Genomic DNA, 13020 nt, shown 5'->3' on the forward strand with positions numbered 1-13020 from the left:
TTTACGTGCCGGGACCCTATACACAATCGTGCATGGCGATACGGGAGAGGCTTTTCATGCGGCGATACTTCACGGGCGCACTGGCAACACTGTTGTTGCTATCCGGTGTCAGCGCCGGCGCGGCCCCCCCTCAAAAGCCGGCACTGACCGTCTTCGCCGCTGCATCCCTGTCGGATGTGCTGCAGGAGATCGGCGCCGCCTATACGAAATCCAGCGGTGTGCCGGTCAAGTTCTCGTTTGCCGCGAGTTCTGCGCTCGCCAAGCAGATCGAATCCGGCGCCGGCGTCGATGTGTTCATGTCGGCCGATCAGGAATGGATGGACTATCTCGCCGGTCGCAAACTCATCGACAACAGCTCACGTCGCGATGTGGTCGCGAACCGGCTCGCGCTGGTGGCGCCCGCGGACAGCAAGGGCGTGTTGAAGATCGCACCCGGCTTCGCGCTGCGCACGGCTCTCGGTCGCAACCGTCGCCTGGCTACGGGCGATCCGGATTCCGTTCCCGTGGGCAAGTACGCCAAGGCGGCGTTGTCGACGCTCGGGGTCTGGAAGGAAATCGAGCCACGACTGGTACGCGCAGAGAACGTTCGGGCCGCACTCGCCTTCGTCGCCCGGGGCGAAGTGCCGTTCGGCATCGTCTATCAGACCGATGCCCAAGCCGACCCGAAGGTCCGCCTCGTCGATCTGTTTCCGGAATCGTCGCACGCTCCGATCACCTATCCGGCTGCAGCCACCGCGACGGCATCACCGCAAGGCAAGGCATTCGTCGATTTTCTTTTCTCTGCGGCAGCGCGCGGCACGTTCGAACGGGCCGGGTTCCAGTTTCTTCCTGGCAGTGTCCGACCCTGATCGCAACCCGGACGATCGCCTCGCGGAGCACCTTCATCCAGGGCGACCGGCGTTTAGACGCTTTGACGTTATAGCGATTCATCGCTTACGATACGGCGTACCGAGGAACAGCAAATGACTGACGAAACTTCAAAACGCGCCACGATTTATTTTGAACCGGCGCTGCATCAGGCGATCCGGTTGAAAGCAGCGCATTCTCATCGATCCGTATCAGACATCGTCAACGACGCAGTGCGATCCGCATTGCGCGAGGACGAAGAGGACCTCTCGGCTTTTGAAGATCGTGTTGCCGAACCTGTAATTTCCTATGAAGCGCTTCTCAAGGATTTGAAGGCGCATGGCAAGCTATGAACTCGTGTTCCGCAAATCCGTCGCGAAGGATCTCCGGGAATTTCCGACGAAGGACCTGAAACGAATCATGCAGCGCATCAGGACGCTGGCCGATGATCCAAGGCCTTCCGGTTGTGAAAAGCTATCCGGTCTGGAGCGTTACCGTGTCCGCCAGGGTGCTTATCGCATCATCTATGAGATAGAAGATCGAAGACTCATCGTGCTGATTGTCAAGATCGGGCATCGACGGGAGATTTATCGGGATATGTGATTCCAGTCAGGCGACGTGCTCTGCCGCCTCCACAGACTCGGGCCCCAGCGGCGTGTGGAATATGCGGGTCCGACGTTCGCGCCACAGCTCGACGATGCGATGCAATGCGTCGAGACCGTCCGTGAGGGCCGCCGGTCCCGGCTGCAGGATCGATGACGCTGGCACTTCGTGGACCTCACCATCGCGCACCGCGGGAATCATTCCCCAGCCGCTGCGCTGCTCGATGACTTCACGATGCAGGGCCTTGCCGATCCACGAGCCAATGATGATATCGGGCGCGCGGCGGACCACTTCGTCGGGATCGTCGATGACACGGCCTTCAGGGCGGCTGTATCGCGAGAGGTCCGCGAAGCAATCGACGCCACCGGCAATCGCAATCAGCTCCGACACCCAGCTGCTGGCGGTGATCGACGGCTGATCCCATTCCTCGAAGTAGATGACGGGACGCCGTTCATGGGCCGAGCGGTTACGGATCGCTTCGACGCGCCATTCCAGCGAGCCGGCAAAATGCGCCGCCGTTTCTTCCCGGCCCACCATCGCGCCGACGACACGGATCATGTCGAGGATTCCGCGCACCGATCCCTGGTTGAACAGATGCACGGCTACGCCGCGCTGGGCCAGGCCGCTCAATGTTTCACCGTGTGCTTCGCCGAAGCCCAGCACCAGCTCCGGCTCGAGCGCACAGATGCGATCGATGCGCGAGACGCCATGAATGGAAACGCGTGGCTTTTTGTGCTGCGCTTCCGGCAGGCGATCGGCAGACCCGCAGAAGCCGACGATGCGATGGCCCTCGCCGAGGAGACACAACGTTTCGGCGGTCTCCGTGCTCAGACAGACGATGCGTGAACAATGTGTAGTCATAGTCATAGGAGTAGCCCGAATTTCGCAGCTCGAGACTCATACCAGAACAAGGACAGACCACCTCGATCGATACGAAGTTCAACCCGCACAGCGCGCGATCGGACACCACCAGCTTCATCCAGCACAAAACGCCGGACGGTGTCGCCTATGCCAAGGACGAACGAAGGAGGGAATTTTTGACACACCGCCGGAAAACTTTTTTGGACGGAGTTCGGAGCAATTTCGATCAAACGATACGCGTCGGTCGGGGGATATATAAGCATCCATGCAAGCCGCACAGTCCATCGTTGACCGGCGATTGGCCGGAACTGACCGCTCATTGTCTGAAACCACCGACTGCAACGACTCCCTGCCGCATGAACCCGATCGCCAAGGCCCTGTGGTACATCGACAGTCACTACGAGCAGGACATCACGCTCGAGGACATCGCGGACTGTGCCGGCGTCTCGCGCTTCCATTTGCTACGGGCCTTCGGCGCAGCGACAGGCCAATCGATCATGCAGTACGTGCGCGGACGCCGTCTGACACAGGCCGCCGGCCAGCTCGCCGGCGGGGCCGCCGACATCCTTACGGTGGCGCTGTCGGTGGGCTACGGATCCCACGAAGCTTTCACCCGCGCGTTTCGCGAACAGTTCGGCATGACGCCGGAGGAAGTTCGCAACCAGCGCCACATCGACAACCTCCCGATCACGGAGCAGCTCACCATGAATGCCATGACAACTGTCGAACTCGAGCCGCCACGATTCGTCGACGGCAAGCTGTTGCTGGTCGCGGGTCTGCACCAGCACTTCGACTGCGTAACCTCCGGCGGTGGGATCCCCGGCCTCTGGCAACGCTTCGGTGCGTACATCGGACACATATCGGTACAGGTCGGCAACGTCGCCTACGGTGTGGTCTACAACACCGACGAAGCGGGCAACATGGACTATCTCTGCGCCGTCGAGGTCCGGGAATTCACCGGATTGCCACCGGGGTTCACGACACTGCGCATTCCCGAACGCCGCTATGCCGTGTTCACACACACCGAACACATTTCGACCATCCGCAATACCTGGAACGCCATCTGGAATTCCTGGCTGCCGCAGTCCGGACACCACTGCGCCGATGCGCCATTCTTTGAGCGCTATCCGGAAACGTTCGATCCGCAGTCAGGCAATGGCGGGCTGGAGCTGTGGGTGCCGCTGGAACAATAGTCGCGACAGGCCGGAGCCGGAAGAAGGATCTTCACGGGGGTCACGGGGACACGGGGCTAAGACGTAAGCCCCTCACAGACAGTCAACTGTCTCTGTCTCGCCCTGCCACCTCCGAACCCCGTGTTCCCCGTGACCCCCGTGGAGATATTCCTCCGAGTTCCGTGAGCTTCCCTGCCTCAGACGACATCGACCGGCAATCCGCTCGCACGCCAGGCGTCCAGACCTCCGGAAAGCGGACGGACGCGTTTGAAACCGCGAGCCTTGAGTGCCTTCGCGACCGTTGCGGCGGACGCGTCGTTGGGACAATCGCAATAGACGACGATTTCATTGCCGGGATTGGCGCGCAGCTCGGACAGGTCCCGAACGTGGATGCTGCCGGGAATCCAGCCCGTCTGCTGGCGGCTCGCTGCCGAGCGCGCGTCCAGCACCACGGTCGTCGGCATCTCGCTCAACAGCATACGCAGTTCATCCGTGGAGATACGCGCCATGCGAATCTGCGCCAGGAACTGATGTCGCTGCCACCACTTCCAGGCCACGAACAGCATGACCGCGAGCACCAGTATCAGCAGCGCGACGTGCCCGAGGTCTTCGAGCGTCTGCAACAGTGCGCCGACCGCTTCGTGAAATACTGCACCTAGGACAATGGCGCCGCAGGCCCACAGGAGCGCGCCGATGCCATCGTAAATGAGGAAGCGTGGCCAGCGGGTGCCGGCCTGCCCGGCCAACGTCGTCGCCACTGCGGCGAATCCAGGGATGTACTTCGCCAGGATGAGCGATGGCGCACCCCACTTCTCATAGATCCGCCGCGTCGTGCCAACGCAGGAATCCGGTGACAGCGAAATACGACACATGAGCCGCAGCAACTGCGCACCGATGCGGCGACCGCCGGCAAACCAGGCGATGTCGGCCAGCAGCGCCGCGATGGTCGCGACGAGCAGGATCGGCCACAGCGGCTGCTGCGCATCCACGGCCAGCGCGGAGGTGAGGATCATCGGCGCATACGACGGCGTCGGCAGCCCACCCTGATCCAGCAGCACGCTGAAGAAGACGACCCAGAGACCGTAGACCTGGATGATGTGGATCAGCGCTTCCATCGACAGAGAATATGCGAGCAGTGGATCTGGCGCCTGAGCGTTTGCAGCCCAGCCTAAACCTCGAGCAACGCGACACTGCCCTGCCCGCCGTCTGCACAAATGCTGACGATGGCGCGACTGCCTGCCGGCATCGCAGCCAGTTCCTTCACCGCCTGACTCAGTATCCGCGCGCCGGTCGCGCCGAAGGGATGGCCGAGCGCAACACTGCCACCGTTGGGATTCAGGCGTTCGCGCGGGAACTGGCCGAAGCGTGGTTCCTCGCCCGCTTTCTCGCGTACGAACTGTGCGTCCTCGAGTGCCTTGATGTGGAACAGCACCTGCGCCGCAAAGGCTTCGTGAATCTCCCACAGATGGATATCGTCGTAGGTGAGGCCGTGTCGTGCGAGCAGTCTGGGAATCGCAAAGGCAGGCGCCATCAGCAGGCCTTCATGACGAAAATCGATGGACGCGATTTCCCAGTCCACCAGTTTCGCGCGCGGCACGCTCGCCGGAAGAGCCGCCAGCCCCGACCCGGTTGCCACCCAGATGCTCGAGGCGCCATCGGTGAGCGGCGAGGAATTCCCTGCGGACAAGGTGCCCTTGCCGCTGGTGCGATCGAAGGCCGGCGGCAGTCTGGCGAGTTTCTCCAGCGACGTTTCCTTGCGCGGCAGCGTGTCACGTCGTACATCGCCGATCGGGATGACGAGGTCATCGAAGAATCCCCGCTCCCATCCAGCGACCGCACGCTGATGACTCTCGAGCGCATGGCGATCCTGCTCCTCGCGTGAGATCTGCCATTCCTTCGCCGTGATCTCCGTATGCTCGCCCATGCTCTTGCCGGTCACGCGATTGGTGACCGACGGAATGTAGAGACCGATGTCACCGAGCCGCAGATCGCTCAGATGCGACACCTTCTGGCCCAGCGATCGCGCCCGCTGAAACTGCCGCAGCCAGTCCGACAGCGGCTGCGTCAGCCCGAGCTGCACGCGGCTCATGCTTTCCACACCGCCGACCAACGCCAGGGTGCGATTTCGGTCATTAAGCATGCCCGCGGCTTCGATCACGCCGATCATGCTGGTCGAGCAGGCCATGATGGTGGAGAACGCGGTGACGGACGGCGACACGTCCGCCTCCATCATCACTTCGCGCGCCAGGTTGCTCCAGGTGAGGTTGGGCACGACCGCGCCCCACACGGCGAACTGAGGCGCTGCGCCGTTCAGTTGCCCCATCATGTGCCTGACGACGGGAGTCGACAGCGCGATGGCGTCGAGTTTGGCAAGTGCGCCATCGACCCTGGCGAACGGTGAACGTACGCCGGCGGCGAGCCAGATCTGGGGATGGGAAGTCATAGAAATTGATAGTTGATAGTGGAAAGTTGATAGTTGAGAAAATCCCGCAGTGACACTGTCAACTATCCACTATCAACTGTGCACTGCTCATTTCATCCTCCATATCTTTCCGTCCGGATCACATCCGCACTCACCGCGGCGGCGATCAGGCTTTGCGCAGCGGCTTCGACGAATGGATTGGAACCGCAGACGAAACATTGCTGCGCCGCCGGTAGCGCCTGCAGCAGGGCGGTGATCATCGGCGCGTCGATGCGACGCTGATAATCGCCTTCGCGCATTGCCGGTCCCCTCGTGGTCGTCAGGATCAGGCGGAGGCCGTCATGCCGCTGCGCCAGCGCCAGCAGTTCATCGCGGTGGATCACGTCGTCCCAGGTGCGAGCCGACACCAGCAGCGCGACCGGCACGCTGGATCGTTGCGCTGCCCGATGCCGCACCATGCTCAGCAGGGGCACGATGCCCGACCCGCCGCCGATCAGGATGATCGGCCCGCCCTGCGCCGCGTTCCAGACGAAATAGCCGCCAATCGGGCCACGCAGTTCGATCTCGTCACCGACCGCAGCAATGTCGTGAAAGAACGGCGACACCTCGCCATCGTCGAGACGCTCGATCACCAGCTCGAGATCACCGGTCGATTCCGGTGCCGACGCGATCGAGTAGCTGCGCTGCGCCTGATACCCGTCGTCGGCGGTAAGCCGGATATCGACATGCTGGCCGGCAACGAATGGTGACGGCTGCGGGACCTTGAAGAAAAAGCTCTTCACGCGCGCAGTGCGCGGGACGATCGCCGTGATGGTGGCCTTCTGCCAGAGCAGCTTCATACGTGGAGAATCTTTGACTCTGGTCTTCAGTCTCCCGAAAACCGCTGTTCGCGCCACGGATCCCCGTACATGTGGTAACCGCGCAGCTCCCAGAAGCCCGCTTCATCGCGCCGTGTGAACTGCAGGCCATTCACCCACTTCGCCGATTTCCAGAAATACAGATGCGGAACCAGCAGTCGCGCCGGACCGCCGTGTTCGGGCGGCAAGGGCTTGCCGTCGTATCGCAGCGCGACCAACGCCTTGCCGTCGATCAGATCCTCGATCGGCACGTTCGTGGAATAGCCGCCGTAAGAGTGAGCGAGCGTGTACTGCGTCGGCGGCGCAAGCCCTGCAGCCGCCAGCAGATCATCGATCGACACGCCCTCCCAGGCCGTAGCGAGCTTGGTCCACTTGGTAACGCAGTGAATGTCGCGCGTGAACCGCGTCTGCGGCAATGCGTTGAACTGCTCCCACGTCCAGGTCATGACGGGCTTCGGTCCCACCTTGAGCGTGAAGGACCATTGATCCATCGGGATGTAAGGCGTCGGCGTCGCCGACAACACCGGGAATCCATCGGTTGCCGATTGACCCGGTGGCACGCGACCGCTCGTATCGCGCGGCGGCCTGCGACCACTGAAGCCTCGCGTCGTCATGCCACCTGCCCGACGGCAGCCGGTTCGGACCGGGTGTGCAACGCCTCCAGTTCCGGCAGCACGCGATGCACGAACTGAATGGAGATCGATCCTTCGCCCACCGCCGATGCCACGCGTTTGACGCTGCCCGAACGCACATCGCCCACGGCAAACACACCGGGCAGCGATGTCTCGGAGAGAAAGGGCGCGCGCTGCAACGACCACCGGTTGCCGGCGAGTTCGTCATGCGTCAGGTCCGCACCGGTGCGCACGAATCCCCTGTCGTCCAGGAGCACGCAATGCTGCAGCCATTGCGTATTCGGCACCGCCCCCGTCATCAGGAACACATGCCCAACGGGCTCGGTCAGCGCTTCGCCCGTCTCGCGACAGAACCAGCTGACGCGCTCCAGTCGTTCATCGCCTTCGAGCGCGGTGAGTTCGGTACGGGGGTGCAGTGTGATGTGCGGGTTCTCTTCGATGCGGCGAATCAGGTAGCGCGACATGCTCTCGGCGAGTCCAGCCGCCCGGACGACGATGTGCACGTGACGGCAGGAACCTGCGAGAAACACGGCTGCCTGTCCCGCCGAGTTGCCGCCCCCGACGATGATGACGTCCTCGTCCTTGCAGAGCTTGGCTTCCAGGTGGGTGGCGGCGTAGTAGACGCCGAGGCCGGTGAAGCGCTGGAGATTGTCGAGCGGCAGATTGCGGTACTGTGCGCCGGAGGCGACCACGACGCTGCGTGCATGCACGATGCGGCCGTCACAGAGCTCGATTCCGTAGGGCCAGCGGTCGCAATGCAGTTTCACGACCTGCCACGCAACGTGCACGAACGCCCCGAATTTCTGCGACTGCACCAGCGCGCGACCCGCGAGTGCCTGACCGGAAATTCCGGTGGGGAATCCCAGGTAGTTTTCGATGCGCGAACTCGAACCCGCCTGTCCGCCAGGTGCCATGGATTCCACGACCAGCACATCGAGCCCTTCCGAGGCCGCATACACGGCAGCAGACAGTCCGGCCGGACCCGCGCCGATCACGATGACATCGCGCACCGTCGCGAGATCGATCTGCGGATTCATCCCCAGGCACTCGACGATTTCGCGATTGCGCGGCCGGCGCATTACCTTGTCGCCGCGACAGATCACCACCGGCAGTTCGTCCGCGCGCACGTGGAACCGGTCGAGCAGTTCCTGGACGTCCGGATCGCTTTCGAGATCGACAGCAGTGAACGGATAGTTATTGCGTGTGAGGAATTCGCGCAGCCGTAGCGTATCGCCCGAATGCCGCGAGCCGATCAGCATCACGTCGCTGCCGCCGGCGATGAGTCCCATGCGCCGCAGAATGAAGGCGCGCATGAACAGCTCGCTGATCTCTGCATCGGTCTGCACGATGTTGCGCAGATCGTCGCCGGAGATCTGCAGAACCTCCCCCGGCTCGATGACACTGATGCGAACAAATCCGCTGAGGCCGCGCAGTGTGCTCAGTTCGCCCGCGAACTCACCGGGGGTAAGCGTCGTGATCTGCCCGTCCGCTCCAGGACGCGATGCGTCCAGTGTCCCCTCGAGGACGACAAAGAGATCGACGTTGCGCTGGCCCGGCTCGATGAGGACGTCGCCGGCGCGGGTGGTGATGCGCTTGCCGTACACTGCAAGCCGTTCGATCTGCGCCGCCGACAGCTTCGGGAACATCTGGGGCCGACGGCTCTCGTAGAGCTGCCGGGCGGCGCTCATGTCGGATGCAATGCTCATAAGCTGCCCCTGAAAAATTCAGCGTCGCAGTAAGGCGTCGACGGCGTCGAACAGCGTTTTCATCCCGAACGATACGTCCTGGATCCGGCCGTTGACGAAGAAGCCCGGTGTGCCGCGCACGCCGCTGTCATGACCATTCTTCTGGTGTTCGCGAATGCGCTGCAGATAAATCTCATCGTCCATTTCCGCGGTGTAGCGCGCCATGTCGAGCTGCAGCCGTTCTGCATACCCGTGCAGCTGCTGTTGCTTCAGATGCCGCTGGTTGTCGAACAGCAGATCGTGCATTTCCCAGAATTTCCCCTGTGCCCCCGCGGCCTCCGCCGCTTCGGCGGCGTGCAGCGCATGCGGATGCACTTCCTCGAGCGGGAAATGCCGGAAGATCAGTTGCACGCGTTCGGGATAACGCTCCAGCAGCAGTTTGACCGCCGGCGCCGCCTGCTTGCAGCTGGGACATTCGAAATCCCCGTACTCGACCAGCGTCACAGGCGCATGTTCGGGACCAAGCCGGTGGTCCACAGCCGTGACGGGGGCGCTGAGTTCGAACGGATGACGGCTCATGGCGAAGATCCGGGTCGATGTTGATGGGGCAATGCTACCTGCGTTCTGTAATAGCGCTTACCCGCATTCGCCGCAAGGTCGCTCGCCGCCGACGCAGTGCTGCATTCTGGTGCGGAAAACCACCCGGCGCTTCGACACATTGCATATCGATGTCAGCAGGACTGCCGTGCATTACCGACGCAATAGCAACGGTGGGAGGGTTCGCGGGGCGTCGCCAAGGCGTCCGCGAAAGATCATCACCGAGGGTTACACGGCTGAAACCACCTTGCCAATCCAGGCATCGAAGGTCTGCAGAAATTCACCCATGAACTTGCGGGTATCGGCGTTCTGCAATGCACCGTTCTCGTCGAACAGACCCGCCACTGCCGGCAGGTAGGCCTCCGGATGAGCCATCGCAGCCAGGTTCACGGCGAGCAGCACCTGTCGCAGGTGATGGTTCGCCGCCATACCACCCAGGGCGCCGGGCGACATGCTGATGACGGCGGCAGGTTTGCCTGCCCATGCGCTCTTGCCCCATGGTCGCGATCCGACATCGAGTGCGTTCTTGAGAACGCCCGGCATGCTTCGGTTGTACTCCGGCGTGATGAACAGGATGGCATCCGATGCGATGACCTGTTGGCGAAAGCGGGTCCAGGACGACGGTGGACTGTCTGTTTCCAGATCCTGGTTGTAATGCGGCAGATCACCGATCTCGATCGTGCTGAACTGCAATTCCGGCGCAAGTTCCGGCAGCGCACGTGACAGCATCCGCGTATAGGCGCCGCTGCGCAGACTGCCGACAATGACGCCTACTTTCTTCTTGGTCATCCACATATCTCCTGGTGATTATTTCGCGACGGCTGCACAGCCAGCGGAATTGTTACACCGGACACACTCGAGCAACAATTCATTGTAGGCAGCCGGATTGTCGAGATTCGCGAGGTGGCCGGCGGCTGGCAACGCCATTCTATAGGTATGCGGCAGCAGATGCGCCAGTTCGTCGCCCGCTGTGATGCGCGCCTGCGAATCGAACTCGCCATTCACGATCGACACCAGTTGCGTCACCAGTGCCAGATCGATCGACAACGCCGCCTGCTTCGCCGCTGTCGGTTCGAGATCGCGCGCCGGATACCGGCCGACAATGGTGTGAAGCAGTTGCTCAGCCGCCGGATTTCGCAGACGCATCAGCGGATGCAGCAGCCATTGTTCACGAAATGCAGCGATCCCTTGTTCGCGAATGAGCGCCCGATACTGCGCGATGGGAATTTCTTCCTGCACCCCGCGACTCAATGCCAGCAACGCCGGCGCTCCATCCAGCAGTAGATTCGCAACGTATCCCGGGTGAGTGCCGGCGAGTGCGAGCGCGATGCGTGCGCCCTGCGACATACCAACTACTGTGGCGCAGCTGACGTGGAGTTCATCCAGCAGCGCGCGAGCATCCTCGACGTCCTGCGCGAGATCAGGCTCGCCGGAGGACAGACCGAAGCCACGCCGGTCGAATGCGATCAGACGACAATGATCGCTCAAGCCCGCAAACTGTGGTTGCCACATGTCGAGGTCGAGGGCCCAGCCATGCAGCAACAGCAGCGCTGGACCATGACCTTCGACGCGAAAACGCAGACGCGCACCGGCGTGGCGAAAGAAAGAGTCGTGCACGGCCGCGATGCCTGATTCAACGCCTGTTCCACAGGCGCTGCGATGCCAGTCGCGCGCCTTCCGACAACGACCGCAACTTGAGCCAGACCACATCCGGATCGACCGGGCCAAAGCCTGCGAAGGTGCCGAAGCCGCAATCGCTTCCGGCGATGACCCTTTCGCGGCCCACCAGATCCGCATACCGCTCGATCCGCTCCGCCACCAGATCCGGATGTTCGATGTAGTTCGTGGTCGAGCTGATGACGCCGGGAATCATGATCCGGTCATCGGGAATCTTCTGATCGCGGAACACCGCCCATTCATGGGCGTGCCGCGGATTGGCCCCCTCGAACAGCAGCCCCTGCGCCTTCGCTTTCAGGACGATCGGCAGCAACTGCGCGAGCGGCACATCGTGATGATGCGGTCCCTCGTAGTTCCCCCAGCACACATGCATCCGCACCCGTTCGGCGGGAACATTGCGCAAGGCGTGATTCAGCACTTCGATGTGCAGCGCGGCGCGTTTGAGGAACTCATCGACGCTGCGATCGCGATACATCGTATGCCGACCCATCGCAAGATCGGGCGCATCGATCTGTACCAGCAGGCCGGCGCGGGTGATGGCCTCGTACTCGGCGCGCATCGCTTCGGCAACGGCATTCAGATAATCATCCTGAGTCGGATAGAAATCATTCGGCTGGAACAGCGCGATCACACCGGGCGATGCGGCATTCAGGAATCCCTCGACCGGCTTTGCCGCGTCGAGGGCCCTCGTCATGTTCGCAATGTCGGTTTCAGCCGGCCCAAGGTTGCGGACACGAATCTCACCCACGCATCGCGGGCGGGTGTACTGAGCCGTCGCACCGGTCTGCGCCAGGCGCTGCAGGATGCGCGGAAAGTCCACGAGGTCCTGTCCCGGCTGGCGCGGCGAATCGCCATCGAAACCCGACAGGCGATCCTTGATGTACGTCGCGTAGCTGATCTTGCTCATCTCGCCATCGCTGGCCACATCGACGCCGGCTTCCGCCTGCTTGTGTACCGCCTCAGCGACCGCGGCGGCAATCGTCCGTGCTGCCGCAGCCTCGTCATGCGGAGTGTGCCGATCGCGCGCAAACAGCACGTCCACGACGTCCTGCGAACGCGGCAGGCTACCCACATGAGTGACGAGAATCCGTTCGGTGCTGGCTTTCATGCGCGATCCTTCAGCGGAACATGTTGTTCGAGCGCAGATCACCGGCGAGCCAGCGCTTGAGCTCGGCATGCGCGTCGGCCCGACGGGTGGCGTTGATCTTCTCCACATCCGGATGATCGACCGTGAACTCGACGATCATGCCATCGGGATCGACGGCATAGAGGGAACGACAATAGCCGTGTTCCAGCACATACATCTGGGGCTCGGTGAAGCCGGACTTGCGCAGTCGCTCTTCGATCTGCCCCTGCACTTCCTCATCCACCTTGAGCGCGATGTGACGAAACGGCGACGGCGGCACCGGCGGTCCGAACAAGGCCTGATCCTCCGGTCGCGCGAACTGGAAGAACGCGAGTGCACCACCATCGCCGAGACCGAAGAACAGATGACAGTAGGTACGTTCGGCACCGAACAACTCATCCGACTCGCACCACGTCGCCATCAACGGTAGTCCGATGACATCCTCGTAGAACTGACGGGTCGCTTCCAGATTCTTCGAAACGTACGCGGTGTGGTGCAGCCGGGACGGCAGCTTGTGTGCGGTTGCCATGGGTAACTCCTCC

Annotated in this window: 15 protein-coding genes; 4 read left to right on the forward strand and 11 right to left on the reverse strand. The window is 62.3% G+C overall.

The genetic code is table 11. The features are described 5' to 3' along the window. The first annotated feature begins 56 nt into the window (after positions 1–56). The 3 genes from modA to VIZ63_RS19580 all read left to right on the forward strand — a co-directional run bounded on the left by modA (position 57) and on the right by VIZ63_RS19580 (position 1449). Positions 57–848: a molybdate ABC transporter substrate-binding protein gene (gene modA, locus VIZ63_RS19570; RefSeq protein WP_331611427.1), complete on the forward strand. Its 792-nt coding sequence runs from the start codon at positions 57–59 to the stop codon at positions 846–848. Positions 849–962: 114 nt separating this feature from the next. Next, positions 963–1199 (forward strand): hypothetical protein, encoded by a 237-nt coding sequence (locus VIZ63_RS19575; RefSeq protein WP_331611428.1) that lies wholly within the window; start codon positions 963–965, stop codon positions 1197–1199. Next, a complete protein-coding gene (locus VIZ63_RS19580; protein WP_331611429.1) occupies positions 1186–1449 on the forward strand; it encodes a type II toxin-antitoxin system RelE/ParE family toxin in 264 nt (87 codons plus the stop codon). The genes VIZ63_RS19575 and VIZ63_RS19580 overlap by 14 nt, the downstream gene beginning before the upstream one ends. Before the next feature lie 6 nt (positions 1450–1455). On the opposite strand, the gene VIZ63_RS19585 is transcribed toward VIZ63_RS19580, so the two are convergent. After that, a complete protein-coding gene (locus VIZ63_RS19585) occupies positions 1456–2310 on the reverse strand; it encodes an ABC transporter substrate-binding protein (RefSeq protein ID WP_331611430.1) in 855 nt (284 codons plus the stop codon). Between the two features lie 356 nt (positions 2311–2666). Here VIZ63_RS19585 and VIZ63_RS19590 point away from each other — a divergent pair, with 356 nt between their 5' ends. Then, complete coding sequence (locus tag VIZ63_RS19590; protein ID WP_331611431.1) at positions 2667–3503, forward strand: AraC family transcriptional regulator; 837 nt, start codon at positions 2667–2669, stop codon at positions 3501–3503. Positions 3504–3679: 176 nt separating this feature from the next. Here VIZ63_RS19590 and VIZ63_RS19595 read toward each other — a convergent pair whose 3' ends face one another. The 10 genes from VIZ63_RS19595 to VIZ63_RS19640 all read right to left on the reverse strand — a co-directional run bounded on the left by VIZ63_RS19595 (position 3680) and on the right by VIZ63_RS19640 (position 13007). Beyond that, the gene (locus tag VIZ63_RS19595) at positions 3680–4597 is read right to left on the reverse strand and encodes a rhodanese-like domain-containing protein (RefSeq protein WP_331611432.1); all 918 of its coding nucleotides are present in this window, start codon (positions 4595–4597) and stop codon (positions 3680–3682) included. A 53-nt stretch (positions 4598–4650) separates the two neighbouring features. Further along, the gene (locus tag VIZ63_RS19600; protein WP_414703819.1) at positions 4651–5931 is read right to left on the reverse strand and encodes an acetyl-CoA C-acyltransferase; all 1281 of its coding nucleotides are present in this window, start codon (positions 5929–5931) and stop codon (positions 4651–4653) included. Between the two features lie 86 nt (positions 5932–6017). Further along, complete coding sequence (locus VIZ63_RS19605) at positions 6018–6743, reverse strand: FAD-binding oxidoreductase (RefSeq protein ID WP_331611434.1); 726 nt, start codon at positions 6741–6743, stop codon at positions 6018–6020. A gap of 26 nt (positions 6744–6769) precedes the next feature. Beyond that, entirely contained in the window at positions 6770–7375 is a 606-nt protein-coding gene (locus VIZ63_RS19610) for a sulfite oxidase-like oxidoreductase (RefSeq protein WP_331611435.1), read from the reverse strand. Beyond that, positions 7372–9099 (reverse strand): FAD-dependent oxidoreductase, encoded by a 1728-nt coding sequence (locus VIZ63_RS19615; protein ID WP_331611436.1) that lies wholly within the window; start codon positions 9097–9099, stop codon positions 7372–7374. The genes VIZ63_RS19610 and VIZ63_RS19615 overlap by 4 nt, the downstream gene beginning before the upstream one ends. An 18-nt stretch (positions 9100–9117) precedes the next feature. Continuing rightward, the gene (locus VIZ63_RS19620; RefSeq protein ID WP_331611437.1) at positions 9118–9657 is read right to left on the reverse strand and encodes a DsbA family protein; all 540 of its coding nucleotides are present in this window, start codon (positions 9655–9657) and stop codon (positions 9118–9120) included. A gap of 246 nt (positions 9658–9903) precedes the next feature. Then, positions 9904–10464: an NAD(P)H-dependent oxidoreductase gene (locus tag VIZ63_RS19625; RefSeq protein ID WP_331611438.1), complete on the reverse strand. Its 561-nt coding sequence runs from the start codon at positions 10462–10464 to the stop codon at positions 9904–9906. Positions 10465–10482: 18 nt separating this feature from the next. Further along, the gene (locus tag VIZ63_RS19630) at positions 10483–11292 is read right to left on the reverse strand and encodes an alpha/beta hydrolase (protein WP_331611440.1); all 810 of its coding nucleotides are present in this window, start codon (positions 11290–11292) and stop codon (positions 10483–10485) included. A gap of 16 nt (positions 11293–11308) precedes the next feature. Then, the gene (locus tag VIZ63_RS19635; protein WP_331611441.1) at positions 11309–12460 is read right to left on the reverse strand and encodes a cobalamin-independent methionine synthase II family protein; all 1152 of its coding nucleotides are present in this window, start codon (positions 12458–12460) and stop codon (positions 11309–11311) included. A gap of 10 nt (positions 12461–12470) precedes the next feature. Continuing rightward, positions 12471–13007, reverse strand: a complete 537-nt coding sequence (locus VIZ63_RS19640) for a VOC family protein (protein WP_331611442.1) — start codon at positions 13005–13007, stop codon at positions 12471–12473. Positions 13008–13020: the final 13 nt, after the last annotated feature.

This window comes from Povalibacter sp., from assembly GCF_036520495.1.
Classification (GTDB): domain Bacteria; phylum Pseudomonadota; class Gammaproteobacteria; order Steroidobacterales; family Steroidobacteraceae; genus Steroidobacter.